This window comes from Streptomyces sp. CA-251247 (assembly GCF_050952975.1).
GTDB classification, from domain to species: Bacteria; Actinomycetota; Actinomycetes; order Streptomycetales; family Streptomycetaceae; genus Streptomyces; species Streptomyces achmelvichensis.
Window position 1 is genome coordinate 6,344,322 of sequence record NZ_CP191861.1, and the last position, 26,444, is coordinate 6,370,765.

At 70.6% G+C, this 26,444-nt stretch carries 28 protein-coding genes and 1 pseudogene; 11 read left to right on the plus strand and 18 right to left on the minus strand.

Translation table 11 applies throughout. The features are described 5' to 3' along the window. The first annotated feature begins 6 nt into the window (after nt 1-6). Nucleotides 7-1,273, plus strand: a pseudogene (gene mgt / locus ACQPWZ_RS28145) (macrolide-inactivating glycosyltransferase). Between the two features lie 303 nt (nt 1,274-1,576). Here the strand turns inward: mgt and ACQPWZ_RS28150 are convergent. Further along, on the minus strand, nt 1,577-3,841 hold the full coding sequence (locus tag ACQPWZ_RS28150; RefSeq protein ID WP_433572691.1) for an MMPL family transporter: 2,265 nt from the start codon (nt 3,839-3,841) through the stop codon (nt 1,577-1,579). A 366-nt stretch (nt 3,842-4,207) separates the two neighbouring features. Between ACQPWZ_RS28150 and ACQPWZ_RS28155 the strand changes: the two genes are divergently transcribed. Both ACQPWZ_RS28155 and ACQPWZ_RS28160 read left to right on the plus strand, forming a co-directional pair. Then, nucleotides 4,208-5,407: a S8 family peptidase gene (locus ACQPWZ_RS28155; protein WP_340476056.1), complete on the plus strand. Its 1,200-nt coding sequence runs from the start codon at nt 4,208-4,210 to the stop codon at nt 5,405-5,407. 81 nt (nt 5,408-5,488) lie between these two features. After that, entirely contained in the window at nt 5,489-6,037 is a 549-nt protein-coding gene (locus ACQPWZ_RS28160; protein WP_340476057.1) for a DUF1697 domain-containing protein, read from the plus strand. Nucleotides 6,038-6,051: 14 nt separating this feature from the next. Here the strand turns inward: ACQPWZ_RS28160 and ACQPWZ_RS28165 are convergent, their stop codons facing one another. Then, on the minus strand, nt 6,052-6,243 hold the full coding sequence (locus tag ACQPWZ_RS28165; RefSeq protein ID WP_340476058.1) for a DUF4236 domain-containing protein: 192 nt from the start codon (nt 6,241-6,243) through the stop codon (nt 6,052-6,054). 118 nt (nt 6,244-6,361) lie between these two features. On the opposite strand from ACQPWZ_RS28165, the gene ACQPWZ_RS28170 reads away from it, so the two are divergent. The 4 genes from ACQPWZ_RS28170 (at nt 6,362) to ACQPWZ_RS28185 (ending at nt 8,663) form a co-directional block, all read left to right on the plus strand. Continuing rightward, on the plus strand, nt 6,362-7,396 hold the full coding sequence (locus ACQPWZ_RS28170) for a ketopantoate reductase family protein (protein WP_433572692.1): 1,035 nt from the start codon (nt 6,362-6,364) through the stop codon (nt 7,394-7,396). Between the two features lie 9 nt (nt 7,397-7,405). Further along, nucleotides 7,406-7,978 (plus strand): TIGR03086 family metal-binding protein, encoded by a 573-nt coding sequence (locus ACQPWZ_RS28175; protein ID WP_433572693.1) that lies wholly within the window; start codon nt 7,406-7,408, stop codon nt 7,976-7,978. Nucleotides 7,979-8,212: 234 nt separating this feature from the next. Then, entirely contained in the window at nt 8,213-8,464 is a 252-nt protein-coding gene (locus ACQPWZ_RS28180; protein ID WP_433572694.1) for a DUF6400 family protein, read from the plus strand. After that, nucleotides 8,451-8,663, plus strand: a complete 213-nt coding sequence (locus ACQPWZ_RS28185) for a hypothetical protein (protein ID WP_433572695.1) — start codon at nt 8,451-8,453, stop codon at nt 8,661-8,663. Before ACQPWZ_RS28180 ends, ACQPWZ_RS28185 begins: the two co-directional genes overlap by 14 nt. Nucleotides 8,664-8,744: 81 nt before the next feature. Here the strand turns inward: ACQPWZ_RS28185 and ACQPWZ_RS28190 are convergent, their stop codons facing one another. The 13 genes from ACQPWZ_RS28190 to ACQPWZ_RS28250 all read right to left on the minus strand — a co-directional run bounded on the left by ACQPWZ_RS28190 (nt 8,745) and on the right by ACQPWZ_RS28250 (nt 20,616). Further along, nucleotides 8,745-9,491 (minus strand): sirohydrochlorin chelatase, encoded by a 747-nt coding sequence (locus ACQPWZ_RS28190; protein WP_433572696.1) that lies wholly within the window; start codon nt 9,489-9,491, stop codon nt 8,745-8,747. A gap of 8 nt (nt 9,492-9,499) precedes the next feature. Beyond that, nucleotides 9,500-10,393, minus strand: coding sequence for an ABC transporter permease (locus tag ACQPWZ_RS28195; RefSeq protein WP_340476063.1), 894 nt, complete (start codon nt 10,391-10,393; stop codon nt 9,500-9,502). Further along, nucleotides 10,380-11,174, minus strand: a complete 795-nt coding sequence (locus tag ACQPWZ_RS28200; protein WP_433572697.1) for an ABC transporter ATP-binding protein — start codon at nt 11,172-11,174, stop codon at nt 10,380-10,382. The genes ACQPWZ_RS28195 and ACQPWZ_RS28200 overlap by 14 nt, the downstream gene beginning before the upstream one ends. A 34-nt stretch (nt 11,175-11,208) precedes the next feature. Then, the gene (locus ACQPWZ_RS28205) at nt 11,209-12,318 is read right to left on the minus strand and encodes an aliphatic sulfonate ABC transporter substrate-binding protein (RefSeq protein ID WP_340476067.1); all 1,110 of its coding nucleotides are present in this window, start codon (nt 12,316-12,318) and stop codon (nt 11,209-11,211) included. A gap of 207 nt (nt 12,319-12,525) precedes the next feature. Further along, on the minus strand, nt 12,526-13,869 hold the full coding sequence (locus ACQPWZ_RS28210) for a sulfate adenylyltransferase subunit 1 (protein ID WP_313943451.1): 1,344 nt from the start codon (nt 13,867-13,869) through the stop codon (nt 12,526-12,528). Nucleotides 13,870-13,871: 2 nt separating this feature from the next. Further along, nucleotides 13,872-14,810 carry a sulfate adenylyltransferase subunit CysD gene (gene cysD / locus ACQPWZ_RS28215; RefSeq protein ID WP_433572698.1) on the minus strand — a complete coding sequence of 313 codons (939 nt, stop codon included), beginning with the start codon at nt 14,808-14,810 and terminating at the stop codon, nt 13,872-13,874. Then, complete coding sequence (cysC, locus tag ACQPWZ_RS28220; protein WP_433572699.1) at nt 14,807-15,340, minus strand: adenylyl-sulfate kinase; 534 nt, start codon at nt 15,338-15,340, stop codon at nt 14,807-14,809. Before cysC ends, cysD begins: the two co-directional genes overlap by 4 nt. Nucleotides 15,341-15,372: 32 nt before the next feature. Then, nucleotides 15,373-16,068 (minus strand): phosphoadenylyl-sulfate reductase, encoded by a 696-nt coding sequence (locus ACQPWZ_RS28225; protein ID WP_433572700.1) that lies wholly within the window; start codon nt 16,066-16,068, stop codon nt 15,373-15,375. Further along, nucleotides 16,065-16,244 carry a hypothetical protein gene (locus ACQPWZ_RS28230; RefSeq protein ID WP_313943447.1) on the minus strand — a complete coding sequence of 60 codons (180 nt, stop codon included), beginning with the start codon at nt 16,242-16,244 and terminating at the stop codon, nt 16,065-16,067. Before ACQPWZ_RS28230 ends, ACQPWZ_RS28225 begins: the two co-directional genes overlap by 4 nt. After that, nucleotides 16,241-17,938: a nitrite/sulfite reductase gene (locus ACQPWZ_RS28235; RefSeq protein WP_405573605.1), complete on the minus strand. Its 1,698-nt coding sequence runs from the start codon at nt 17,936-17,938 to the stop codon at nt 16,241-16,243. Before ACQPWZ_RS28235 ends, ACQPWZ_RS28230 begins: the two co-directional genes overlap by 4 nt. Nucleotides 17,939-18,052: 114 nt before the next feature. Then, the gene (locus tag ACQPWZ_RS28240; protein WP_351448512.1) at nt 18,053-18,136 is read right to left on the minus strand and encodes a putative leader peptide; all 84 of its coding nucleotides are present in this window, start codon (nt 18,134-18,136) and stop codon (nt 18,053-18,055) included. A 95-nt stretch (nt 18,137-18,231) separates the two neighbouring features. After that, nucleotides 18,232-18,798 (minus strand): GNAT family N-acetyltransferase, encoded by a 567-nt coding sequence (locus ACQPWZ_RS28245; protein ID WP_356702295.1) that lies wholly within the window; start codon nt 18,796-18,798, stop codon nt 18,232-18,234. Between the two features lie 183 nt (nt 18,799-18,981). Beyond that, complete coding sequence (locus ACQPWZ_RS28250) at nt 18,982-20,616, minus strand: acyl-CoA dehydrogenase family protein (RefSeq protein ID WP_433572701.1); 1,635 nt, start codon at nt 20,614-20,616, stop codon at nt 18,982-18,984. A 17-nt stretch (nt 20,617-20,633) separates the two neighbouring features. On the opposite strand from ACQPWZ_RS28250, the gene ACQPWZ_RS28255 reads away from it, so the two are divergent. Both ACQPWZ_RS28255 and ACQPWZ_RS28260 read left to right on the plus strand, forming a co-directional pair. Beyond that, complete coding sequence (locus tag ACQPWZ_RS28255) at nt 20,634-21,788, plus strand: YihY/virulence factor BrkB family protein (protein WP_340476077.1); 1,155 nt, start codon at nt 20,634-20,636, stop codon at nt 21,786-21,788. Nucleotides 21,789-21,857: 69 nt separating this feature from the next. Beyond that, complete coding sequence (locus ACQPWZ_RS28260) at nt 21,858-22,592, plus strand: DUF6597 domain-containing transcriptional factor (protein WP_340476078.1); 735 nt, start codon at nt 21,858-21,860, stop codon at nt 22,590-22,592. Here ACQPWZ_RS28260 and ACQPWZ_RS28265 read toward each other — a convergent pair. Beyond that, complete coding sequence (locus ACQPWZ_RS28265) at nt 22,532-22,927, minus strand: VOC family protein (protein WP_340476079.1); 396 nt, start codon at nt 22,925-22,927, stop codon at nt 22,532-22,534. The genes ACQPWZ_RS28260 and ACQPWZ_RS28265 overlap by 61 nt on opposite strands. A 173-nt stretch (nt 22,928-23,100) precedes the next feature. Here ACQPWZ_RS28265 and ACQPWZ_RS28270 point away from each other — a divergent pair, with 173 nt between their 5' ends. Then, nucleotides 23,101-24,354 (plus strand): GDSL-type esterase/lipase family protein, encoded by a 1,254-nt coding sequence (locus ACQPWZ_RS28270; RefSeq protein WP_433572702.1) that lies wholly within the window; start codon nt 23,101-23,103, stop codon nt 24,352-24,354. A gap of 173 nt (nt 24,355-24,527) precedes the next feature. On the opposite strand, the gene ACQPWZ_RS28275 is transcribed toward ACQPWZ_RS28270, so the two are convergent. Both ACQPWZ_RS28275 and ACQPWZ_RS28280 read right to left on the minus strand, forming a co-directional pair. Next, nucleotides 24,528-25,295, minus strand: coding sequence for a CbtA family protein (locus ACQPWZ_RS28275; protein ID WP_340476083.1), 768 nt, complete (start codon nt 25,293-25,295; stop codon nt 24,528-24,530). 19 nt (nt 25,296-25,314) lie between these two features. Then, nucleotides 25,315-25,530, minus strand: coding sequence for a CbtB domain-containing protein (locus ACQPWZ_RS28280; protein ID WP_340476084.1), 216 nt, complete (start codon nt 25,528-25,530; stop codon nt 25,315-25,317). A gap of 263 nt (nt 25,531-25,793) precedes the next feature. Between ACQPWZ_RS28280 and ACQPWZ_RS28285 the strand changes: the two genes are divergently transcribed. Then, nucleotides 25,794-26,378: a histidine phosphatase family protein gene (locus tag ACQPWZ_RS28285; protein WP_340476086.1), complete on the plus strand. Its 585-nt coding sequence runs from the start codon at nt 25,794-25,796 to the stop codon at nt 26,376-26,378. Nucleotides 26,379-26,444: the final 66 nt, after the last annotated feature.

The following is a 26,444-nucleotide window of genomic DNA, read 5'->3' on the forward strand; positions in this document are numbered from 1 at the left end:
TTCTGGTTGCACGAGACGTCTCGTCTCGTTTACGGTTGATCCCATGACCGAGCGACAGCATGCCCATATCGCCATGTTCTCCATCGCCGCCCCCGGGCATGTGAACCCGAGCATCGAGGTCGTCCGGGAACTCGTCGCACGCGGCCATCGCGTGAGCTACGCGATCCCCGCCTCGTACGCCGACCGTGTCGCCGCGACGGGAGCGACGCCGGTCGTCTACACCTCGACCCTGCCCACGGAGGAGGAACCGGAGGCGTGGGGAACCGAACTCATCGACAACATCGAGCCCTTCCTCCACGACGCGATCCAGGTGCTGCCGCAGCTGGCGGCGGCCTTCGAGGGCGACGAGCCGGACCTCGTGATCCACGACATCACCTCCTATCCGGCGCGCATCCTCGCCCACCGCTGGGGCGTGCCCGCCGTCTCGCTCTCCCCGAACCTCGTCGCCTGGGAGGGATACGAGGAAGAGGTGGCCGAGCCGATGTTCGCGGAGCTCAAGGCGTCCGAGCGCGGCCGGGCGTACTACGCGCGCTTTGGCGGGTGGCTCGCGGAGAACGGGCTCGCCGACCGTGACCCGGACGCCTTCGTCGGTCGCCCGGCGCGGTCGCTCGTCCTGATCCCCAGGGCACTTCAGCCGAACGCCGACCGGGTCGACGAGTCCGTCCACACCTTCGTCGGCGCATGCCAGGGCGAGCGCAAGGACCAGGGGGAGTGGCAGCGGCCGGGCGGCGCGGAGAAGGTGCTGCTCGTCTCGCTGGGCTCGGCCTTCACCAAGGTCCCGGCGTTCTACCGCGAGTGCGTGAAGGCGTTCGGAGGACTGCCGGGCTGGCACGTGGTGCTCCAGATCGGCCGCTACGTCGAGGAGTCGGAGCTCGGGGACGTACCGCCGAACATCGAGGTGCGCTCGTGGGTGCCGCAACTGGCGGTGCTGCGCGAGGCGGACGCGTTCATCACGCACGCGGGCGCGGGCGGCAGCCAGGAGGGACTGGCGACGGCCACCCCGATGGTCGCGGTGCCGCAGGCGGTCGACCAGTTCGGCAACGCGGACATGCTGGTGGGTCTGGGGGTGGCGCGCCGTCTGGACTCGACGACCGCGACGGCAAAGGACCTGCGGGAGGCGGTGCTGTCCTTGACCTCCGACCCGGAAGTGGCCCGTCGGCTCACGGAGATCGGGGCGGGGATGGCGGGGGAGGGTGGCACACCGCGCGCGGCGGACCTGATCGAGGCCGAGCTGCCGCGGGTGCGACGCGAGGCCGGGCTGCCGCGGACATGAGGCGATCGCCGGACGGGCTTCGGGGAGAAGCCCGTCCGGCGATCGAGGAGGCGGGGTCGGGGGCCCTTGTCACAGGGGCCGTGCGTCAGAGGCTGTGCACCGAGGGCCTTGCCGGTTGTGCCCGCGCTCGGATTCGGAGCCGCGCCCCCGGTTCGGGGCCGCGCCCTCGGTTCGGGGCCGTGCCCCCGGTTCGGGGCCGTGCCCCCGGTTCGGGGCCGTGCCCCCGGTTCGGGGCCGCGCCCCCCGCGTTCGGGCACCTTGGTCCGGTGCTGCGCATCCGAGTTCGCCCCGAACGAAGGGCTCCTACACGGCTACCGGCGCGCCGCGACCGTCGTCGTCATGACCCCGCACCCCCGCTCCCGCCTCCACCGGAATCACCGGCTCGTCGTGCGTCATGTCCGGCAGCCACCGCAGCCACGTCGGGAAGTACCAGTTCTTCTCACCCAGCAGCGCCATCACCGCCGGCAGCAGCACTCCGCGGATGATCGTCGCGTCGATCAGCACCGCGGCGGCCAGGCCCACACCCATCTGCTTCATCGACTGCATCGACAGCGTTCCGAAGATGGCGAACACCGCCACCATGATGACCGCCGCGCTCGTCACCACTCCCGCGGTCGTGACCACGCCGTGCGTGATCGCGTCGCGGGTGTCGCGGCCCTGCATCTTCGCCTCGCGGATCCGTGACACCACGAACACGTGGTAGTCCATCGAGAGCCCGAACAGGATCACGAAGAGGAACAGCGGCAGCCAGGAGATGATCGCGCCCACGCCCTCGGCGCCCACCAGTGACGCGCCCCAGCCGTGCTGGAAGACCGCGGTCAGGATTCCGTACGCCGCGCCCACCGACAGCAGGTTGAGCGCGATCGAGGTGACCGCGATCGTCAGCGACCGGAACGACAGCAGCATCAGGATGAAGGCGAACACCACCACGAAGGCGAAGACCGGTGCGACGGACCCCGTGAGCTGGTCGTTGAAGTCCTTCGAGCCGGCGACCTGGCCGCTGATCGGCGCCTGGACGCCGTCGACCGCGCCGAGCGTCGCGGGCCGGACCTCCTCGCGCAGGATGCCCAGGCTCTTCTCCGCCTTCTCCTGGTCGGAACCGCCGACCAGCGGGACGTAGATGAAGGCGATGTTCTCGGCGTCGTGCGTGACGACCTCGACCGGGCCCCTGGACGCGCCCGAACTCACCGCTTGTGCACGGAAGTCGGCGATGGCCGACTTCACGGGCGCCGCGTTGATGTCGTCGGCCTTGATGACGACCTCGGCCGGGTCGGCGCCGCCGGGGAAGGCCTCGTTGACCCGTTCGTACGTCGCCACGATCGGCACCGAGTCGCCGAACTCCTGGTCCAGCGTGAGGTTCTGGGTCTTCATCCCGATCGCGGGCAGGGCGATCGCCACCAGTGCGCCCGCGGCGACCACGAGGGAGACCATCGGCCGCTTGAGCACTCCGCCGAGGACCGCGGTCCACAGCCGGCTCTCGCCGTTCGTGCCGCGCTTGGCCCGGTTGAGGAACGGGATGCGCCCCTTCTCCACCCGCTCGCCGAGCAGCGACAGCAGTGCGGGGAGGACGGTCACCGAGCCGGCCATCGCCACGGCCACCACGATCAGTGACGCGAGGCCCATGGACTCGAACTCCCCGATGCCCGTGAACAGCATGCCAGCCATGGCCACGCACACCGTCACACCGGAGACGATGACGGCCCGGCCGCTGGTCGCCGCGGCGATCTGCATCGCGGTGTGGGCGTCGCGCCCCGCCGCCCGTTCCTCGCGCTCACGGCGCAGATAGAAGAGGCAGTAGTCGACGCCGACCGCGAGACCGACCAGCAGCATCACCGAGTTCGCCGTCTCGCTCATCGGCATGACATGGCTGACGACACCCATCAGACCCATCGTCGCCATGATGGCGGTGATGGCGAGCGCGACGGGCAGCAGAGCCGCCACCAGCGCGCCGAAGGCGATCAGCAGAATGCCGAGCGCTACCGGCACGGCGGAGAGTTCGGCCTGCTTGAAGTCGTCACCGAAGGCGTCGTCGAACGTCTTGTTCATACTGGCGCCGCCGATCTCCTCGATCCGCAGCTCCTGATGCTTGTCCTGCACGTCGGCAACGGCCTTGAGCACCGGCTCGATCCGCTCGCCGGCCGTCTCTGCCTCGCCGCGCACATCGAACTGGACGAGCGCGCTGCGCCCGTCCTTCGAAATGCTCCGGGTGGTGTACGGCGAGGTGACGCCGGTGACTTCACCGGTGGCGTTGACCGCCTTCATCACCGCGTCGACGGCCGACCGGAACTCGGCGTCGGTGGCCTTGAGTGAGCCGTTCCTCGCCTGGAGGAGTACGGACTCGCTGGCGGGCTCGTCGACCCCGGCGTCCTCGGTGATCTTCGATGCCTGAGTGGTCTCCCCCTTCAACTGGTCGCTGTCCTTCAGTTCCACCGTGCCGGCGGCCGAGCCGGCCACCATGGCGACCAGGACGAACACCACCCAGATCCCCACCGCGGCCCATCGGTGCCGGGCGCTCCAGCCGCCTGCCCGCGCGGCGAGACCGCGCGGTCCTCTCGCTGCGTTCTCCATGACAGCTGCCCCCTTTTCCCGGACGCGAACACGGCGCCTGCGTCTCGGTTCTGACGCTAGGGGCACATTCAGGCCGTCTCCTCCTGCCCGGCGGTGACCCCGGGAGGCCGTCATCTCCTCCTTTCGGACCGGGCGCATCCCCGACAAGAAGGATCGAAGCCCCTTACATGTAAAGGCAGATGGGTCTGCCGCCCGATGTGGGAGGCCTTGGCCGGTTTCTTATTACGAAACCTTGTTGTCTAAGTCACAGCTGCATGAAGGTCTTGATCTGGGCGCGTCAATCGGTCAGGGTTTCGAACCAGCCCCCGGAGATCTTCCGGCCGAGGGCCAATCCCCCCACAAATGATGACGAGGAGACCCCTCTTCATGGCAGATCACAAGCGCACGAGCAGGATGAAGCTCACCGCTGCCATCACAGCTGTCGCGGCAGCGGCCGGAGTGACCGTGCTCGGCACGTCCTTCGCCGGTGCGGCAACGCCCGCCGAAGGCACCATATTCGGGGCCAACGCCGAAGGCGCGGTCGCCGGCAGCTACATCGTGATGCTGGACAAGAAGGCCGACAAGCAGGACCTGGCCACCGAGTACGGCGGCAAGCTCCAGCGCAACTACGGCTCCGCCATCAACGGCTTCTCCGCGAGCGGTCTCACGGAGACCGAGGCCAAGCGCCTCGCCGCCGACCCCGCGGTCGACAAGGTCGTGCAGAACAAGAAGTTCAAGGCCAACGCGACGCAGGACAACCCGCCGTCGTGGGGTCTGGACCGTGTCGACCAGGCCGACACGGCGGGCGACAAGAAGTTCACCTACCCCGACAGTGCGGGCGAGGGGGTGACGGCCTACGTGATCGACACCGGAGTCCGTGTCACGCACAAGGACTTCGAGGGCCGGGCGACCAGCGGCTTCGACGCGATCGACAACGACGACAACGCCGACGACGGCAACGGCCACGGCACGCATGTCGCCGGCACCATCGCCGGTGCGAGCCACGGTGTCGCCAAGAAGGCGAAGATCGTCGCCGTCCGGGTGCTCGACAACAACGGCTCCGGCACCACGGAGCAGGTCGTCGCGGGCATCGACTGGGTCACCAAGAACCACAAGGGACCCTCCGTCGCCAACATGAGCCTCGGCGGCGGCGCGGACGAGGCGCTCGATGAGGCCGTCCGCAAGGCGGTCGCCGCTGGCGTCACCTTCGCGGTCGCGGCCGGCAACGAGTCCTCGGACGCGGGCCAGGGCTCGCCGTCACGGGTGACCGAGGCCATCACCGTCGCCTCCTCCACCGAGGAGGACGCACAGTCGGAGTTCTCCAACTTCGGCAAGGTCGTGGACATCTACGCCCCGGGCTCGGACATCACCTCGGCGTGGAACGACAGTGACGAGGGCACCAAGACGATCTCCGGCACCTCCATGGCGACGCCCCATGTCGTCGGTGCCGCGGCCGTCTACCTCGCCGGTCACCAGGACGCCACCCCGGAGCAGGTCGCCAAGGCCCTCACCGACGGTGCCACGGCCGACAAGATCTCCAACCCGAGCGCCGGCACGCCCAACAAGCTGCTGAAGGTCGTCGAGTGACCGACGCCCACCCGCGCTGAACCGGCGGCCGCCGCGCCCTCCCCCACGGGGCGCGGCGGTCGCCTTGGTTAGGGTGGGCCGATGACCACGAGGTATGCGGCACTTCTGCGCGGGATCAATGTGGGCGGGCACAAGAGAGTGCCCATGGCCGAACTCCGTGTGCTCATCGAGGAGTTGGGCCATTCGGCCGTCGCGACCCACCTCCAGAGCGGCAACGCCGTCTTCGACGCGGCCGCCGGCGACGAGCAGTCCCTCGCGGTGGAGCTGGAGCGAGGCATCGAGGACCACTTCGGCTTCCGCGTCGACTGTCTCGTACGCGACGCCGCCTATCTGCGGGCGATCGCCGACGACTGCCCGTTCCCCGCGGCCGAGCTGGAGGGCAAGCAGCTCCACGTCACGTACTTCTCGGACCCCGTCGGCCCCGAACGGTTCGCGGAGATCGACCCGGCCGCCTTCGTCCCGGAGGAGTTCCGGATCGGCGACCGGGCGCTGTACCTCTACGCGCCGAACGGGCTCGGGCGCTCCAAGCTCGCCGAGGCGCTCGGCAGGCCCCGGTTCAACCGGGGCATCGTCGCCACCACCCGCAACTGGAACACGGTCGTCAAGCTGGTCGAGCTCACACGGAGCTGACGGCCCGCCGCGGATCAGTGCCGTCCGGAGCGCCGGCGCCAGCTGAAGCCGCCCGGCAGCCGCACCGACGCGCTGCGGTGTCCGTGGCTGTCCCGGGTGAGGTGGGCGCGACGCCCGCCGAGAGTCCAGGACCAGCCGTGCGAGCCGATGTTGAGGTGCAGCAGCTTGGGGATGATGGTGATCCGCTTGTGGTAATAGAACGACATGTCGGCCTCCTTCCCTCGATGGTGAACCGTGCGGGCCCCGTGGCCGTCACCGCCACGCCACGGTTGTGTCACCGCCGGCCCGTGCGAGATCGGCTGCGGCTGTGCGAGCCTCGTACGTATGCGCTACATCATCATCGGGGCAGGGGCGGTCGGCGGCACGATCGGCGGACGGCTGGCGGAGGCCGGCCATGAGGTGGTGCTCGTCGCGCGCGGGGCGCACTACGCGGCACTGCGGGACGGCGGACTGCGCCTGACCACGGCGGACGGCACCGGCACGCAGCGGCTGCCGGTCGTCGACCGGGCCGACGCCGTCCGGCTGACGCCGGACGATGTGCTGGTGCTCTCCGTGAAGACCCAGGACAGCACGGCCGCACTCGAGGACTGGGCCGCGCAGCCCGTGGACGGCGGCGGCACCGCGTCGGAGCGGCTGCCCCTGGTCTGTGCGCAGAACGGCGTGGAGAGCGAACGTCTCGCACTGCGCAGGTTCCGCAGGGTCTACGGGATGTGTGTCTATCTGCCCGCCACCCACCTCGAACCGGGTGCGGTCTCCGCGTCCGGCCGGCCGCTGACCGGAGTGCTGCACATCGGCCGCTTCCCGGGCGGCACGGACGAGACCGCCCGGCGCGTCTCCGCCGACCTGGAGAAGTCGAACTTTCTCGCCCCGGTCGTCGCCGATGTCATGCGCTGGAAGTACGCGAAGCTCACCAGCAACCTCGCCAACGCCATCGAGGCCGCGACCGGCGTCCTCGCCGACGAGGCCGGAGTCGCCCTCGCCCGGCGTGTGATGGCGGAGGGCCGCGTGGTCCTCGCGGCCGCGGGCATCGAGGTGGCCGGAGAGGAGGAGCAGAAGGAGGTACGGACCGACAAGATCCGCTTCGATCCCTTCGACGGTTCCAAGCGGCGCGGCGGCTCGTCCTGGCAGTCGCTCGACCGCGGTACGGGCACGATCGAGTCCGACTACCTCAACGGCGAGATCGCCCTGCTCGGGCGGCTGCACGGCGTACCGACCCCGGTCAACGACACCCTCCAGCGCGTCGCCAACAGCTTCGCCCGCGAGCGCCGCGCGGCCGGTTCGATGACCGTCGCCGAGCTGACCGCCCTGGTCGACGAGGCTGTCGCGATTCTTCAAGACCCGTCGGAGGCGTCGCCCTAGCGTCGAGGCATGAACAGCATCCACCCGCACCTGACGACCTGTGCCGCCGAGGCCGCTCGTGTCGCCCGCGCCGTGAGCCCCGACCAGCTGACGATGCCGTCCGTCTGTGACGCCTGGACCGTACGGGAGCTCGCCAACCACCTCGTCCTGTACTCCTCGCACGGACTGGAGCACCGCGCCCTGCGCGTCCAGCTGCCCGACGAGCTCGTACAGCGGGACTTCACCGCCGAGGCCGACTGGGCCGAGCAGTACGCGGGCCGGCTGGAGCGCGCACTGAAGGCCTGGTCGGTGCCCGAGGCCTGGGAGGGGGAGGTGGACCTCGGTTTCACCGCGATGCCCGCCGCGGAGATCGCCTCGCTCATCGTCAAGGAACTGGCTCTCCACGGCTGGGACCTGGCCCGTTCCACCGGCCAGGCGTTCAGCCTTCCGGAGGCGACAGGCGCGTTCGTGCTGACGGTCGTCGAGGAGCACGCCGAGGTCTACCGGCAGTACGACGGCTTCGCCGCCCCCGTCCCGACGGCCGGGGACGCCACGGCCTTCGAGCGGGCGCTCGCGACGAGCGGCCGCGACCCACGGGCCTGAGAGCACCGCCACCGGTGCGCGAGGGCGTCCGTCCGGCGCCGGCGGACCCTGTGGAGTCCCTCACACGACCCACCGTTTCCGATGGCTTCTGCCCGATATGTGAGGGTGGTGACTTCAGTGGGTCGACCGTCCGTTTCAGGTGGTGACGACCCCTTTGAGCTGACGCTTCCTCGGTTCGGATGCCCTTGATAGACACGTCGGGTTCGGTCAGCGACCCGGCGGGAGAAGCAAGGCATGATCCACGACCAGACTCCGGATCTCCACGAGTTCGAGATGGACCTGACCCGTGACGAGGTACGGCGGCGCGCCGCGGTGCTCCGCGCACTCGGGGACGACTGGGACCCGGTGGCCGTGCTGGCGGGCGAGCAGGAGGCGTACCGCCTGCTCTACTCGAACCTCGACGCCGGGCAGCAGGAGACCTACGACCGGCTGGTCGCGGCCGGCGTCCTTCCGGGAGGGGAGGGCGGGGGCCGTGCTGCCGCTTGATCCCACGGCCGATGCCGGACGACGGGCCTGGGTGCGGTGCCCGGGGTGCGCCGACCACCAGGACTGCGCCGTCTGCCTGGCCGGCCGCTCGTGCAGCACCCACTGGCGCTATCTGCTCTCCAGCCGGGGCAGCACACTCCAGCTCCAGTGCTCCAACTGCGCCCATCTGTGGGCTCATGAGACCGGATTCGGCGCCTGATCGCCCTGATCGCTCGGCGCTCCCGCGCCCACGGCCCGTGCGCCCGATCGGGCCCGTGCGGCCGGGGCGGCCGCTCCGCCGTCAGGCAGTGGCCGCGATCCGGTGCCCGACCCGCGCCTCGTCGTACCGCTCCAGCAGCAGGCTGACCAGCTCGGGCGACGGGCCCAGCACATCCGCCAGGACATCCGCCTCGGCGGCACCCTCCGCGATCCGGTCCGGCAGCCGGCCCGGCGCGATGACGTACGGGGCGACCGCGACGCGCGCGCAGCCGTCGGCCCGCAGGGAACGCACCGCGTCCTCGGTGCGGGGCAGTGATGCGGAGGCGAACGCAGGCCGCACGGCGCACCAACCGGTGTCCCGCAGCTCCCGCGCTACTTCTGCGATCACTGCGATCGCCTCCGGGTCCGTGGAGCCCGCCGAGGCCAGAACCAGCCCGGTCGAGCGCTTGTCGGCCGGGCCGAGCCCGGCCTCCCGCAGCCGCCGTTCCACCGCGGCCAGCAGCAGCGGTGAGGGGCCCAGCACCTCCGCCTGGTGCACCCGCAGCCGCGGCAGCCTCCCCGACGCCTCCCGCAGCACGGCGGGGATGTCGGACTTGGCGTGGAAGGCGCGGGTCAGCAGCAGCGGAAGCGCCACGACCTCCTCCGTGCCCTCCGCCGCCAGCCGCTCCAGGACACGCGGCACCGACGGCGCGTTGAAGTCCAGGAAGCCCGTCTCGACCCGCAGCTCCGGCCGCCGGGCCCGTACCCGGTTCACCAGCGCATGGACGGTCGCGGCATGCCGCGGATCGCGGCTGCCGTGGGCGACGACGAGGAGTACGGGTCGGGGCATGACGTCACTCAGCTCCTGACGAGGAGACCGCGGCCCCGCAGCACCGCGCGCTCCAGCGGACTGAAGATCAGCAGGTCGATGGCGATACCGACGATCAGGATCAGAATGATCGCCAGGAACACCCCGGGCATGTCGGAGTTGTTGCGGCCGTTCTCCAGCAACTGGCCAAGTCCCAGGCCGAGATCGGGCGACGAGGCGATGATCTCGGCGGCCATCAGCGAGCGCCAGGAGAAGGCCCAGCCCTGCTTGAGTCCGGCCACATAGCCGGGCAGTGCTGCCGGCATGACGATGTGCCAGGTTCCGCGCAGGCCCGTCGCTCCCATCGTCCGGCCCGCCCGCAGGAACAGCGGCGGCACCTGGTCGACCCCGGAGACGAGACCGTTGGCGATCGACGGGACGGCGCCCAGCAGGATCACCGCGTACATCATCTGGTTGTTCAGCCCGAGCCAGATCACGGCCGGCGGCACCCAGGCCACCGACGGCAGCGACTGGAGACCGGACAGGATCGGCCCGATCGCCGCACGGACGAACTTCACCCGGGCGACCAGCAGACCCAGCGGTGTGCCGATGGCGAGCGCCAGGAGGAAGCCGAGCAGACCGCGCGAGATGCTCGTCCACACGATCTCCAGCAGGCTGCCCTGGAGCCACAGGTCCAAGACGCTGGTCCAGACGGCGGACGGCGCGGGCAGGCTGCCCTCGTCCGTGACCTTCCCCCACACCAGCACCTGCCAGACCACGATCACCAGCGCGACGGCGGTGAGCGGCGGCAGCACCTTCTTGAGCAGCACCTCTCGCACCGGGGTGCGGTGCGACTGCACCGCGTCCAGTGCGTCCAGGCCGGCCTCGAGCCCGGCGAGGTCGTCGGACTTGGTGACCTTCGCGGTGGTCTCAGTGCTGGCCATGTCGGCGGATCTCCCCACGCAGTTGTTCAGTGATCTCGATCGACAGCTCCGCCACGGCGGCGTCCTCGATCCGGCGCGGCTGCGGGATGCCCACCGTCCACTCGCGGGCGATGCGCCCCGGACGGGAGGACAGCAGCACCACACGCTCGGCGAGCCGGACGGCCTCGCGGACGTTGTGGGTGACGAACAGCACGGACACGTTCGTCTCGCGCCAGATCCGGGTCAGCTCGTCGTGCAGCACGTCCCGGGTGATCGCGTCCAGCGCCGCGAACGGCTCGTCCATCAGCAGCAGTTGGCTGTCCTGCGCCAGCGCACGGGCCAGGGCGACACGCTGGCGCATACCGCCCGACAGCTCGTGCACCCGCTTGCCGTACGCGCCGTTGAGCCGTACGAGTTCCAGCAGCCGTTCGGCCTCGTTGCGCCGCTCGGCCTTGGCGACACCGCGCAGCCGCAGCGCGAGTTCGATGTTCTTGCCCGCGGTCAGCCACGGGAACAGCGCGTGCTCCTGGAACATCAGGGCCGGCCGGCCGCCGGGGGTCTCGATGGCCCCGGCGCTCGGCGCGTCCAGCCCGGCGACCAGATTGAGCAGCGTGGACTTACCGCAGCCCGATGCCCCCAGGAGCGTGACGAACTCTCCCGGCGCGACATCGAGAGTGATGTCGTCCAGGACGAGCTGCTGTCCGGCAGGTCCTGCGAAGGACTTGGAGACATGCTCGAGACGGGCGGCGTGCCCGGCCGTCGTGCGCTCCTCGGCCTGGTCCTTGGTGAGGGTGCTGGCCATGGTCGTCACCTCCTGGGAACGTGGGCTTACGTGGTTACTTGACGCCGAGACCGGCGTCGGCGACCTCGGGCTTGCCCTCGGCCTTCAGGACCTTGTTCAGCGACGTCAGGTCGTAGATGCCGGTCAGGTCCGGCTTCTCCAGCAGCCCCGCCTTCACCGCGTGGTCCGCCTGTGCCTGCAGCGTCGCGGCCAGCGGGTCGTCGATGAACTGCACGGACTTCCACGCCGGGTCGATGATGTCGGCGGGCAGATCCTTGCCGGTGAGCGCCTTCAGCTTGGCGTTGGCGGAGGCCTTCGCCTTGTCCGGGTTGGCGTTGATCCAGGCGTTCGTCTTCACCGTGCCGCGCAGCAGCGCCTCGACGACGTCCGGGTGCTCCTTGAGGAACTTCTGCGACACGATGATGTTCGTGATGACGAACTTCTTGTCGGGCCACAGGGCGGACTCGTCGAGCAGGACCTTGGCGCCCTGGCTGACCAGCTTGGACGCGGTCGGCTCCGGCACCCACGCGCCGTCCACGGAGCCGGACTTGTAGGCGTCCGGGGTGATCTTGTTGTCCGAACGGACCACGGAGACGTCGCCCTTGCCGCTCTGGGCGTCGACCTTCCAGCCCTTTTCCTTGATCCAGTTGAGGAAGGCCACGTCCTGCGTGTTGCCCAGCTGGGGCGTGGCGATCTTCTTGCCCTTGAGGTCGTCCAGGGTCTTGATCTTCTTGGGGTTGACCACCAGCTTCACACCGCCGGACGCGGAGCCGCCGACGATGCGGAGGTTCTTGCCCTGGGACTTGGTGTAGGCGTTGATCGAGGGGGAGGGGCCGATGAAGCCGATGTCGATCGCGCCCGCGTTCAGCGCCTCGATCTCGGACGGACCGGCGTTGAACGTCGTGGACTTGATCTGCGTCCCGCCCAGTTCCTTCTGGAGGATGCCCTCCTGCTCGCCCACGAGGGCGGTGGCATGGGTCAGGTTCGGGAAGTAGCCGAGCTTCACGCTGTCGGCGGAGAGTTTCTTGCCCTTGGCGACGGGGGCGACCTTGTCGTCCTTCTCTGCCTCGGAGCCGTATCCGCAGGAGGCGAGTGCGCCGATCAGCAGCGGCAGTGCGGCGGCGGCGGCGATGCCGCGGCGCAGGGTGGTACGGGTGGCAGGCACGGGAGGTGTTCCTCTCGGAGGCCCGGCGGTCACGTCCTACGGAGCGTGGCCGGGAGGTCGACTGGTCTGTGTCTTCGTCTGTGGTGCAGCGTTCGGTCGTGCATGCGGGTCAGCGCGCACATCGCACGACACCCCCGGATCCCGCGCCGAGGGTGCCGCTGCCCACGCGGCCGCCCTCCTTCGCGAAGGTGGAGAAGACGTCGGTCATCAGAAGTCCCATTCGGCGTCGTCGTCGGCCGCCTGCACGGCCTCGGCGGTGGTGGCGAAGGAATCGCCCGCCATACCCGCGGCCAGCGTGGTGCCGTCGGCGGGGTCGATCAGCAGGAAGGATCCGGTACGCCGGGAGTGCGCGTACGAGTCGAGCGCGAGCGGTTCGGCGGTCCGCACCTTCACCAGCCCGATGTCGTTGGCCACCAGCTGTCCCGGGTTCGGGTGCTGGGAGAGGTCGTCGAGGGTGAGCCGCGAGGGGATCTCCTTGACGATCGCCTTGACCGTGCGGGTCGTGTGCTTCAGCAGCACGCGCCGGCCGACCGTCAGCGGCTGGTCCGCCACATGGCAGACCGTCGCCTCGATGTCCTGGGTGGTGGCCGGGGCGTCGTCGCTCGGCACGATGAGATCGCCGCGCGAGATGTCGATGTCGTCCTCCAGCAGGAGGGTCACCGACTGCGGCGTCCAGGCGACGTCCACCGCGTTGCCGAGCAGATCGATGGCCGCGATCTTCGAGGTGCGGCCCGCCGGCAGCACGGTCACCTGCTCGCCCACCCGGAAGGTGCCGGCGGCGATCTGGCCCGCGTAGCCGCGGTAGTCCGGGTGCTCGGCGGTCTGCGGACGGATCACGTACTGCACCGGCAGCCGCGCGTGGCAGCTCGTCAGATCGTGGCTGACCGGCACCGTCTCCAGGTGCTCCAGCACGGTCGGGCCGCCGTACCAGTCCATGTTCGCGGACGGGTCGACCACATTGTCACCGGCGAGCGCCGAGATCGGGATCGCGGTGATCTCGGGCACCCCGAGGGAGGCCGCGTACGCGGTGAACTCCTCGGCGATGGCGGCGAAGACGGGCTCGGCGTAGTCGACGAGGTCCATCTTGTTCACCGCGAGGACGACGTGCGGAACGCGCAGCAGAGCGGCGACGGCGGCGTGCCGGCGGGTCTGCTCCACCACTCCGTTGCGCGCGTCGACCAGCACGACCGCGAGCTCGGCCGTCGACGCGCCGGTCACCATGTTGCGGGTGTACTGCACATGGCCCGGGGTGTCGGCGAGGATGAACCGCCTGCGCGCGGTGGCGAAGTAGCGGTACGCCACGTCGATGGTGATGCCCTGCTCCCGCTCGGCCCGCAGGCCGTCGGTGAGCAGCGCCAGGTCCGGCGTCTCCTGGCCGCGCGAGCGGGAGGCGTGCTCCACGGCCTCCAACTGGTCGGTGAGAACCGACTTGGAGTCGTGCAGCAGCCGTCCGACCAGCGTGGACTTGCCGTCGTCGACGGAGCCGGCGGTGGCGAAACGCAGCAGGGTGGTGGCCGAGATACCGGCGAGCTGCCCGGTGGTGGTCGTCATGGCTAGAAGTACCCTTCGCGCTTGCGGTCTTCCATCGCGGCCTCGGACATCTTGTCGTCGGCACGGGTCGCGCCCCGCTCGGTGAGCCGGGAGGCGGCGATCTCGGCGATCACGGCATCGAGCGTGGTGGCGTCGGAGTCGACGGCGCCGGTGCAGGACATGTCGCCCACCGTGCGGTAGCGGATGAGCCGGGTCTCCACCGACTCGGACTCCTTGGGGCCGCCCCAGTCGCCGGCGGTCAGCCACATACCGCTGCGGGCGAACACCTCGCGCTCGTGGGCGAAGTAGATCTCCGGCAGTTCGATCTTCTCGCGCTGGATGTACTGCCAGACGTCCAGCTCGGTCCAGTTGGAGAGCGGGAAGACCCGGACGTGCTCGCCCGGCGCGTGCCGTCCGTTGTAGAGCTGCCACAGCTCGGGGCGCTGCCTGCGCGGGTCCCACTGCGAGAACTCGTCGCGCAGCGAGAAGACCCGCTCCTTGGCGCGCGCCTTCTCCTCGTCGCGCCGCCCGCCGCCGAACACCGCGTCGAAGCGGTGCTGCTGGATCGCCTCGGTCAACGGGACGGTCTGCAGCGGGTTGCGGGTGCCGTCGGGCCGCTCGCGCAGGGTGCCGGCGTCGATGTACTCCTGCACGGACGCCACGTGCAGACGCAGACCGTGCCGCTCGACCGTGCGGTCGCGGTACTCGATGACCTCGGGGAAGTTGTGCCCGGTGTCGACGTGCAGCAGCGTGAAGGGGACCGTGGCGGGCGCGAAGGCCTTGAGCGCGAGGTGCAGCATGACGATGGAGTCCTTGCCGCCGGAGAAGAGGATCACCGGCCGCTCGAACTCACCCGCCACCTCGCGGAAGATGTGGACGGCCTCCGACTCGAGGGCGTCCAGGTGCGACAGCGCGTACGGGCTGTCGACGTCCCCGCTCGGATGGTTGACGCTCGTCGTCATGCCAGGCCCTTCTCGATGAGCAGCGCGTGCAGCGCCGCCGCGGACTGCTGAACGGTCTGGTTCTGCGACTCGATCCGCAGATCCGGGCTCGCCGGCTCCTCGTACGGGTCGTCGACGCCGGTGAGCCCGCTGATCTCGCCCGCCGCCTGCTTGGCGTAGAGACCCTTCACATCGCGCGCGGAGCAGACGTCCACCGGGGTGGCGACATGCACCTCGACATACGCAGTGCCCTCAGCCGCGTGCCGCTTGCGCACCGCCTCACGGCTGTCCGCGTACGGCGCGATCACCGGGACGAGTGCCGTGACGCCGTTGGACGCCAGCAGTTCGGCGACGAAGCCGATCCGCTGGACGTTGGTGTGGCGGTCCTCGCGGCTGAACCCGAGGCCCGCCGAGAGGAACTCACGGATCTCGTCGCCGTCGAGCACCTCCGTGCGGTGCCCGTCGGCGCTCAGCCGTGCGGCGAGTTCGTAGGCGATCGTGGTCTTGCCGGCACTCGGCAGACCGGTGAGCCAGACAGTGGCCCCAGTCACGTGCTTCTCCCGCTGCTTCTCGTCGTCGTCCATCAGCCGTGCAGCCCGCACTCGGTCTTGCCGCGCCCTGCCCAGCGGCCGGCGCGTGCGTCCTCGCCCTCCAGCACCCGGCGGGTGCAGGGTGCGCAGCCGACGGAGGCGTAGCCGTCCGTCAGCAGCGGGTTGGTGAGGACGCCGTACTCGGCGACATAGGCGTCCACGTCGTCCTGCGTCCAGCGGGCGATCGGCGAGACCTTGACCTTCTGCCGCTTCTCGTCCCAGCCGACGACCGGGGTGTTCGCCCGGGTCGGGGACTCGTCGCGGCGCAGCCCGGTCGCCCAGGCGTCGTACCCGGTCAGGCCCTCTTCCAGCGGCCTGACCTTGCGCAGCGCGCAGCACAGGTCGGGGTTGCGGTCGTGCAGCTTCGGGCCGTACTCGGCGTCCTGCTCGGCCACCGACTGGCGGGGGGTGAGCGTGATGAGGTTGACGTCCATCACGGCCTCGACGGCGTCCCGCGTGCCGATGGTCTCCTCGAAGTGGTAGCCCGTGTCGAGGAAGACGACGTCCACGCCCGGCAGGGCGCGGGAGGCGAGATGGGCGACGACCGCGTCCTCCATCGAGGAGGTGACGCAGAAGCGGGGCCCGAAGGTCTCGGTGGCCCACCTCAGGATGTCCAGGGCCGGCGCGTCCTCGAGCTCCCGCCCGGCCTGCTCGGCGAGCTCCTCGAGATTCGTCCGAGTCAGCGTCATATCTCGTCCCCTCCACCGTCGTTGCGCTGAAGTCCACGGGTCAGCAGCCCGAGGAACTTCAACTGGAAGGCTCGGTTGCATGCCGCGCATTCCCAGGCGCCGTGTCCCTGCTCGTTCGGACGCAGGTCCTCGTCGCCGCAGTAGGGGCAGTAGAACGGGGCGGCGCGCTCGCTCATGAGAGGGCCTCCTCGCTGGCACGCGCCGCCCAGGTGGCGAAGCGCTCGTCGTCCTCGCGCTCCGCCTCGAAGCGCTTGAGGACCCGCTCGACGTAGTCGGGCAGTTCGGCGGAGGTGACCTTCAGCCCGCGGACCTTGCGGCCGAAGCCGGGCTCCAGGCCGAGGGCGCCGCCGAGGTGCACCTGGAAGCCCTCCACCTGGTTGCCCTCGTCGTCCAGGACCAGCTGGCCCTTGAGGCCGATGTCCGCGACCTGGATCCGGGCGCAGGCGTTGGGGCAGCCGTTGATGTTGATGGTGACCGGCTGGTCGAACTCCGGCATACGCCGCTCGAGTTCGTCGATCAGCGAGGCGCCGCGCGCCTTCGTCTCGACGATCGCCAGCTTGCAGAACTCGATGCCGGTGCAGGCCATGGTGCCGCGCCGGAACGGGGAGGGGTTCACCCGCAGGTCGAGCGCCTCCAGTCCGGACACGAGTGACTCGATCCGGTCCTCCTCGACGTCGAGCACGATCATCTTCTGCTCGACGGTGGTCCGCAGCCGGCCGGAGCCGTGCGCCGCGGCGACGTCCGCGATCTTGGTGAGGGTAGCGCCGTCGATGCGTCCGACGCGCGGGGCGAACCCGACGTAGAACCGGCCGTCCTGCTGCCGGTGCACGCCGACGTGGTCGCGCCACTGCTGTACGGGCTGCTCGGGCGCGGGGCCGTCGACGAGCGTGCGCTTCAGGTACTCGTCCTCCAGCACCCGACGGAACTTCTCCGGCCCCCAGTCGGCGACCAGGAACTTCAGCCGGGCGCGGGTGCGCAGCCGGCGGTATCCGTAGTCGCGGAAGATCGAGATGACGCCCTCGTGGACGTCGGCCACCTCGTCCAGCGGCACCCAGGCGCCCAGCCGGACGCCGATCTTGGGGTTGGTGGAGAGTCCGCCGCCGACCCACAGGTCGAAACCGGGGCCGTGCTCCGGGTGGTTCACCCCGACGAAGGCGATGTCGTTGATCTCGTGCGCCACGTCCAGCAGCGGCGATCCGGAGACCGCGGACTTGAACTTGCGCGGGAGGTTCGAGAAGGCCTTGTTGCCGATGATCCGGCGGTGGATCTCCTCGATGGCGGGCGTGCCGTCGATGATCTCGTCCTCGGCGATACCGGCGACGGGCGAGCCGAGGATCACCCGGGGGGTGTCACCGCAGGCCTCGGTCGTCGAGAGACCGACCCCTTCGAGGCGGCGCCAGATCTCCGGCATGTCCTCGATGCGGATCCAGTGGTACTGCACGTTCTGCCGGTCGGTGAGGTCGGCGGTACCGCGCGCGAACTCCTGGGAGATCTCGCCGATCACCCGCAGCTGCTCGGTGGTCAGCCGTCCTCCGTCGATCCGGACGCGCAGCATGAAGTACTTGTCGTCCAGCTCCTCCGGCTCCAGGATCGCGGTCTTGCCGCCGTCGATGCCGGGCTTGCGCTGGGTGTAGAGACCCCACCAGCGCATGCGTCCGCGCAGGTCGGCGCCGTCGATGGAGTCGAAGCCGCGGTGGGCGTAGATCGTCTCAATGCGTGTCCGCACGTTGAGACCGTCGTCGTCCTTCTTGTTCTGCTCGTTGGCGTTGAGCGGCGTCATGTGCCCTGCAGCCCACTGGCCCTCGCCGCGGTGACGTCCTGTCTTGCGACGCGACGCGGCGGGAGTGGGCTTTTCGGGGGTGGAGGCCATGGCTGTACGTCCTTCGAGACTGCAGGAGGGCGGCTCTGAGCTGCACACTCGCGCGGAGGCGCGTCGGTGCGCAGGGCGGTTGCTCGGTGGGGAATGCTCGGCTGTGCTGGTCTGTCAGCAGACCGGACAGATGGCGCTGGACATGCGGCCGAGGTCGACGTGCCGCCGACTCACCAAGGCAATTCCAGCTCGAGACATGACGGAAGCGTGTCACGCGGATCCGACGGCAGTCCACCATTATCCACGATGTGGACAAGGATGTCCCGTACTGTGAGACGTGTGCTGCCGGTCACTCAGCCGTGAGCGCCGGGCCAGGGGCCGGGAGTGACCGACTCCTGCTCCTCTTCCACCGTGGTGTCGAAGAGAGTGAAGCCGCGCCGCAGGTAGTTGTCCATGGCGTGCGGGCCGTCCTTGGAGCAGGTGTGCAGCCAGACGCGCTTCGTCGGCGTGATGTCCGGCCGGCGCTCCGCCAGGTCCCAGGCCCTCGCCGTCGCGTACGACAGCAGATGGCCGCCGATGCGGCGCCCCCGGAACGCCGGGACGAGGCCGAAGTAGACGATCTCCACCGAGCCGCCGTCCTGGGCCTCCAGCTCCGCGTAGCCTGCCGGTGTGCCCCGGTCGTACGCCACCCAGGTCTCGGTGCCCGGCCTGCCGAGCACCTCCTCCCACTGTGCGTACGTCATCGTGAGCCGGTCGGTCCACCGGATGTCGCCGCCGACGGCCGTGTACAGAAACCGGCTGAACTCGGGCGACGGCACCTCCGCGCGCACGATGCGCACGTCGTCCCCGGGTGCGGCCGCGGGCCGCAGATCGGAGGGCGAGGTCTGCTCCAGGTGCCAGGTGGTCACGGTGATGCTCATGAGCGCCAGGGAACCATGAGGGGGGCGGTGGGGCGCAAGGGGGGTCGGACGGTGGACGGCGGTCCCGTGGCTCGTGCCGGGGGCCGCCATCGCGCACCTGCCTGCGCGGATACGACGGTGCACGGCCCCCGGGGTGGTGCCGCCGACGCGGCACCACCCCGGGTTCGTCTCGGCCCCGCCGGCTCAGACCTCGGCCCGCGCCCGTTCGACGACCGACGCCAGGTCGAGCGTGTGCGGCAGGGTGCCGAAGGCCGTACCCCAGTCACCGCCGAGCCGGGAGGCGCAGAACGCGTCCGACACCTCCGGCGGGGCCCACCGCACCAGCAGCGAACCCTGGAGCACCAGCGCGATCCGCTCCGCCAGCCGGCGGCCCCGCGCCTCGATGCCGTCCAGGTCCGCCAGCTCGGTCAGCAGATTCTTGATCGCCGCGTCCAGCCGGTGGTCCGCGCCGCGCGCCCGGCCCACCTCCTGGAGGAAGGCGTTCAGGGCCCGCGGCTCCCTCTGGAGCGCCCGCAGAAGGTCCAGCGCCTGGACATTGCCCGAGCCCTCCCAGATCGAGTTGAGCGGCGACTCGCGCAGCAGCCGGGGCATCCCCGACTCCTCGACATAGCCGTTGCCGCCCAGACACTCCAGCGACTCGGCGACCGTCGGCGTGCACCGCTTGGTCACCCAGTACTTGGCGGCGGGCACGGCGAGGCGCAGGAAGGCACGCTCCTCCTCCGTGTCGGCGTCGTACGCGGCGGCCAGCCGCAGCCCGAGCGCCGTCGCCGCCTCCGACTCCAGCGCCAGGTCCGCCAGGACGTTGCGCATCAGCGGCTTGTCGATCAGCGGACCGCCGAAGGTGCTGCGGTACACGGAGTGGTGCACGGCCTGCGCCACCGACTGCCGCATCAGCGCCGCCGACCCGAGCACGCAGTCCAGCCGCGTCGCCGCCACCATCTCGATGATGGTGCGCACCCCGCGCCCCTCGTCACCGACCCGGCGCGCCCACGTCCCGTCGAACTCCACCTCGCTCGACGCGTTCGACCGGTTGCCCAGCTTGTCCTTGAGCCGCTGGATCCGGAACACGTTGCGGGTGCCGTCCGCGAGGATCCGCGGCACGAGGAAGCAGGTCAGGCCCTCGGCGGCCTGCGCGAGCACCAGAAAGCCGTCGGACATCGGGGCGGAGCAGAACCACTTGTGACCGGTGAGCAGATACTCGCCGTCCCCGCCGACCGGCTCGGCCCGGGTCGTGTTCGCCCGGACGTCGCTGCCGCCCTGCTTCTCGGTCATCCCCATCCCGAACAGCACACCCGGCTTGTCGGCCGCGGGCCGCAGGTCCTCCTGGTAGATCTGCGACGTCAGCTTCGGCTCCCACTCGGCTGCCAGCGCCGGGTCCGTCCGCAGCGCGGGCACGGCCGCGTGCGTCATGGACAGCGGACAGCCGTGTCCGGGCTCGGCCTGCGTCCACACCAGGAAACCGGCCGCGCGACGGACGTGTCCGCCGGGCCTGCCCCAGGCGTTGGTCAGACCCGAGGTGACGCCGTGGCCGAGCAGCCGGTGCCAGGCCGGATGGAAGTCGACCTCGTCGATCCGGTTGCCGTACCGGTCGTGCGTCCGCAGCTTCGGCGGATTCTCGTTCGCCTGCGTCCCCCACTCCTGCGCCTGGGCGGATCCGGCGCTGCGGCCGAGTTCCGAGAGCTCCTCTCGTGCCTCGTCGAGAAGGCCCGGTGCGACATGCCGCTCCACGGCTTCGGTGAGGGCCCGGTCGGACGTGTAGACGTCGTACCCCACCAGGGGCGGAGCCTGGTTGGTCACTGTGTGGGTGCTAGCTGCCATGCCGCTACGGTAAGGAGGTGCAGGCAGCAAATGAAACACCCGAGCGGCCACCGGGACGGCTCCACCGGGCCCGGGTCCTCTACCGCAACGTCTCGAAGCGGAAGATGGCGTGGCTGCTCCTGAAAGACACGGTCAACTCGTGCATCGAGTACCGCATTCTGGGCCTCGCGGCCGAGGCCGCGTTCTTCACGCTGCTGTCCCTGCCGCCGCTGATGCTGGGCCTGATCGGTCTGCTCGGCTACATAGACGACTGGACCGACACCACCACCGTCGCCTCGATCGAGGAGAACATCCTCACCGCCGTGGGCACCGTACTGTCCGACCGGGGCGTCAACCAGATCGCCAAGCCGCTGCTGGAGGACGTCACCCACGGCGGCCGGCCGGACATCATCTCCATCGGTTTCGCGATCGCCCTGTGGTCGGGATCGCGCGCGGTCAACGTCTTCATCGACACCATCACCGTGATGTACGGCCTCGACGGCCAGCGCGGCATCGTCGCCACCCGCCTGCTCGCGTTCCTGCTCTACATCATCGCCCTGCTGATCGGGGCGGTGGTCCTGCCCCTGGCGGTCGTCGGCCCCGACCGGGTGGTGGAGCTGATGCCGTGGGGCACGGAAGTGGTGGCGGTCCTGTACTGGCCGGTGGTCATCCTGCTCTCCATCGCCTTCCTGACCACGCTGTACCACGTGTCCGTACCCGTGCGCTCGCCGTGGATCGAGGACGTCCCCGGCGCCCTGGTGGCCCTCGCGATGTGGGTGCTCGGCAGCTTCCTGCTGCGGATCTACCTCACCAGCACGGTCGAGGGCCCGACGATCTACGGCTCCCTCGCGGCGCCCATCGCCGTCCTGCTCTGGATCGGTCTGACCGCGTTCGCGGTGCTCGTCGGCGCCGCGGTCAACGCCGCGATCGACCGTGTCTGGCCGTCGGTCGCGACGTCGGCGGCCCGCGCCGCCAACGAGCGCATGCGCGCCGCCCAGGCGGCGGAGATCCTCGCCCGCGCGAAGGCGGCGCACATGTACGACGACCCGGACGACGACGAGGCGGACGGGGACGACGCCCCCATGCCCTCGGAGTTCCCGGAGCGCTGGTCGCGCTTCCTGCCCCCGGACGACGTACGTTCCCGGCTGCACTCCGGCAGGGAGCACCACAAGCAGGCGCCGCCGGGGGAGTGACGGCGGGTCCCCGGGAGCCGCTCGTCCGCGCCGCCGCGGGACGAGGGGGGAAGCACTAGCCTCGATGGCATGTACGTGGAACGCCCCTCAAGCCTGGAGGGCGCCGTCGTGTGGACCCGCACCCCGGCCGACCGCCCGGGTCCCGCCCACCCCGTACTGCCCGACGGCTGCATGGACCTCATGGTGGTCGACGGCCGGCTCCTCGTCGCCGGTCCGGACTCGCGCGCCCAGATCGCCGACACCCGGCCGATCACGGCCATGGGCGTCCGGTTCGCCCCGGGCACCGCGCCCGCGCTCCTCGGCGTACCGGCGCACGAACTGCGCGACCGGCGCGTCGACATCGCCGATCTGTGGGGTGCGGCCGAGGCCCGCCGGCTCACCGAGCGCATCCTGACGGCCGCCGACACCGTCGGGGAGCTGGAGACCGTGGCGATCGCCCGCGCCGCGGACGCCGAACGTCCCGACCCGCTGCTGGGCGAGGTCGTCCGCCGTCTCGACGAGGGCGGCACCGTCGCCGGCGCCGCTTCCGCGGCCGGCCTCGGCGCCCGCCAGTTGCACCGCCGTTCCCTGGCGGCGTTCGGATACGGGCCCAAGACCCTGGCCCGGGTGCTGCGGCTCCAGCGCGCGCTGACACTCGTACGGGCCGGAGTGCCGTACGCCGACGCCGCACTCACCGCGGGCTGTGCCGACCAGGCGCACCTCGCCCGGGAGATGCGGGACCTCGGCGGTACGACCCTCAGTGCCTACGCGGCGTCCGCGAAGAACGAGATCCCGCAGCCGTCGGGGTCGAGCACCACGGCGTAGCGCTGTCCCCAGACCGCGTCCCAGGGCTTGAGGTGCCCCTGATATCCGGCCGCGGTGAGGTCCGTGTACACGGCGTCCACCTCGGCCGGGCTGTCACAGCGGAAGGCGAGACCGATGCGTTCGCCGCCGCCCGTGGGGCGGGTCCACTCGGGGTCGAAGGAGCGGATGGTCTCCTCGGTGTCCCACAGCACACGCAGCCCGTTGGGCAGCGTCGCCTCGGCGTGCGGGGCGGTGTCGGCGCCGGCCGGGATGTCCAGGCCGATGCGGCGGTAGAAGGCGAGAGATGCGGCCATGTCGGAGGCGACGATGCCGATCGCGTCGAGTTGTGGAGTCATGACGTCAATCTAGGCAGGGCGCCCGCAGCGGGTCTTGAACGAATCGGACCTGTGCGGCCGGCCGAGCCGTCCCGCTCCGTACGGGTGACTTCCCGCCCCGGCAGGACTGACCGTCCCGCGCCGACTCCAACATCACTGAGTGAGAGGGGGAACCACTGCGGAAGGACTCGCCGATGACCACATGCCCCGCCCCTGAGACGACCGGATCCGCGCGTGCCACCACCGTCCCGGCCCCCGCCACGGCCGGAGCCGGGACGGTGCGCGCACGCCGGTACCGGGCCGCCGCGACCCTGTGCGCCCTCGCGGTCCTGTCCGCCACGGCCACCTTCGGCACCCCGGCCGCTGTGGCGGCCGAGGCGAAGCCCGACGCTCTGGTGACCATGGGCGACAGCTTCATCTCCGGCGAGGGCGCCCGGTGGCAGGGGAATGCCGAAGGGCTCAAGAACTTCGGCGGCATCCCGCAGGCTCTGCGCGATGCGACGGACCGTGTGAAGACCGCGGGCATCGGCCTGGAGAAGATCTACAGCCCCGGCTGCCACCGCGCGGACGCCGCCGTCATCGGTGCGGGCACCCCGAAGCGCTTCAACATCGCCTGTTCCGGGGCGGCGACGCAGCATCTGTCGCGGAACTTCCGCACGGAGGAGTCGCAGCTGGCCCGGCTGAGGACGCTGGCCACCGAGAACAACGTCACGGTGGTCGTCGTCTCGGTCGGCGGGAACGACGTCCACCTGACGGACACGATGAAGGTGTGCGCCGACGCCTGGAAGAACAACCGCTACTGCTCGACCGACACAGCGGTCACCGCCCCGGCCGCCGAGCGCGTGCGTACCGTGGGCGCCAAGGTGGCCGAGGCCGTCGAGGCGGTCCGGGCAGCGGTCAAGGACACCGGGTCCTCCCCGCGCATCCTCGTGCAGTCCTATCCGATGCCGCTGGCCTCGGGGAAGGCGGCCACGACCGCCGCGCACGACGAGAACGGCTGGGACCGCTGGAGCGCGTACGGCTGCCCCTTCTACAACCGTGACCTGCGCTGGATCGCGACCGGTCTGGGTGCCGCCCTCAACCGGGAGATCAAGAAGGCTGCCGTGCGGACCGGCGCCGACCACGTCGACCTCGGCCGGCTGCTCGAAGGCCACCAGGTCTGCGGCAAGAAGTCTCTCCAGACCGCCTTCGCCGCGGACGGCGCCGTCGTCTCGCCGCCCGCCACCACGGCCGAATGGGCCCGCTATGTGCCACGGACGAAGACCGAACTCCCCGTCGACGAGGCACAGGAGCTTCTGCACCCCAACTACTACGGCCAGCAGGCGCTCGGCCGCTGTCTGACGCTCGTCGTCGGCAGGCTGGCGACCGCCGAGCCGGGCGCGGACGCCCAGTGCCGCGGAGCCGCGGGAAAGGCGCCGGAACAGGTCGGCGTGACGTTCACGCGCTGAACTCCGAGCGGCGAAGCCCTCGGTGGGTGAGACGCCGCCGCGGCCTGCCTCGTTCGTGAGGCGACGGCCTCGGTGAGTCAGGCGACGCCCCGGCCCCTTCTCCAAGGGACCGGGGCGGGCCAAACACAGGAACCCGCCGGTCTCCCGGCGGGTTCCTCCATGCTGACGGTAAATCAGTTGGCTGCCACGGCAGGAGAGGCAGAGGCGCTCTCGTCCGCCGCCGGCACCGTCCTCGGCGTCAGAAGCCGCTCGGCCAGGAAGCCGAAGACCAGACCGAAGACGGTCCACAGCGTGGCCTGGATGGCCAGCGTCGCCAGCCGGAACTCCCAGACCACCGTGGCCGGGAACCCCTTCGGCACCTCGTTGAACGACGGCAGGAAGGCGTAGGCGAGACCGACGGCGACCACGAAGGCACCGCCCGCGGCGATCGTCGCGTTCCAGTTGCCGAGGCGCGGGGCCAGCCGCTTGCCGAGGATCACCGCTGCCACCGAGAGCAGCACGCTGAGCAGGACCATCAGGAAGTACAGCGAGGTCCGCTGGCCGATCGTGTCGGGGTCGCCGACGGCCGGCGGGTTCGGCGGGTACTTCAGATACGGCACGACGTACACGCTCAGCAGCGCACCGAGCGCGAGCAGCGCGGCTGTGGCGCGCGGACCGAACCGGCCGATGCGGCCGAGCGCGACACAGTAGGCGAGGGCGGCGATGCCGCCGACCGCCACACCGAAGACGAGCACACCGGTGGCGAGACCCGCGGTCGACTGCATGGCCCTGGTGACCAGTTCCTCGCCGCCGTGCTCGTGGGAGTGGCTCTCCTCGAACGCGATGGCGGAGTCGACGGGACCCTCACCCAGGAAGTACGCGACGGCCATGGCGACCGCACCGGCGACCAGTCCGGCGAGCATGCCGCGGACGAGCAGGGCTCTCACAGATATGGAGTTCATGATCGGTTCCCCCGGGATCTCAGTGGCAGGGGAAGCCGAGCAGGTGGCGTCCGTCGTGGACCCACTCGTGAACGTTCTCACCGGCGATGAGCGAGGTGGCGCCCTGCTCGGCGCCGACGAAGTACAGCAGGACCAGCATCAGAATGCCGAAGAAGGCCGCCCAGGGGGCAATCGCCTTGAGCGAGATGGGGGTGATGGCCGGCGCGGTGGTGGCGGGCGCAACGGACTGAGCCATGGCAGAACCTCCTTGGGGAACACGCGTCCCGATCGTGGTGCCTGAGACGAAGGTGCTGGGTCTGACTTCCCGCAGAGGTACGGGTTCACAGTGGCGCGACCGTGCCGGATTCTCACCGGGCTTCCGTCACACCGTCGTCATGTCCACGCGACCGTACCGCTTGCGGGCCCGCGCCGCTACGGCGCGTGGGGGCGCGGGAGAACACCGGAACACCCGTGATGTGCTTGCGCCGTGGGCACTGCGGCGGGAAGGACGGGCAACCGATGACAGTACGGGTGATGTTGGTCTCACCTGCGACGACGGCCGCTGTGCGGGAGGCGCGATTCGGGGCGGACGAGCCGCTGGACGAACTCGGGGCACGCGCGGCGCGGGCCGCCGCAGGCGATCTGCCGCGGGTCCAACAGCCCTTGTGCGCACCGTCGTTGCGCTGCCGCGCGACGGCCGAGGCGCTGGGGCTTCGGGCCGAGCCCGTGGACCGGCTCGCCGACTGGGACATGGGCCGCTGGCGGGGACGGCGGCTGGACGAGGTGAGCGCGAGCGAACCCGAGGCGGTGGCTGCCTGGTTGTCCGACCCGTCGGCCGTCCCGCACGGCGGCGAGTGCCTGACGGCGCTCTGCGCCCGGGCGGGCGACTGGCTGCGTTCCCTGCCCGAGGACGCGGGACGGGTGCTGGCGGTCGTGGAGCCCGCGTTCGCGCGGGCGGTGACCGTCCATGCGCTGGGCCTTCCCACCGAGGTGTTCTGGCGGCTCGACGTGGCACCGCTGACGCTCACCGAACTGAGCGGCCGGGCCGGCCGGTGGAATCTGCGCTGCGGCCGGCCACTCGCGGGGGAGCGGGACCGGCCGTGACCTGTCCGGCCGCCGCTGTGACGGCAGTTGGGGCCCGTTCGGCCGGCAGGGGCCGAACACACCACC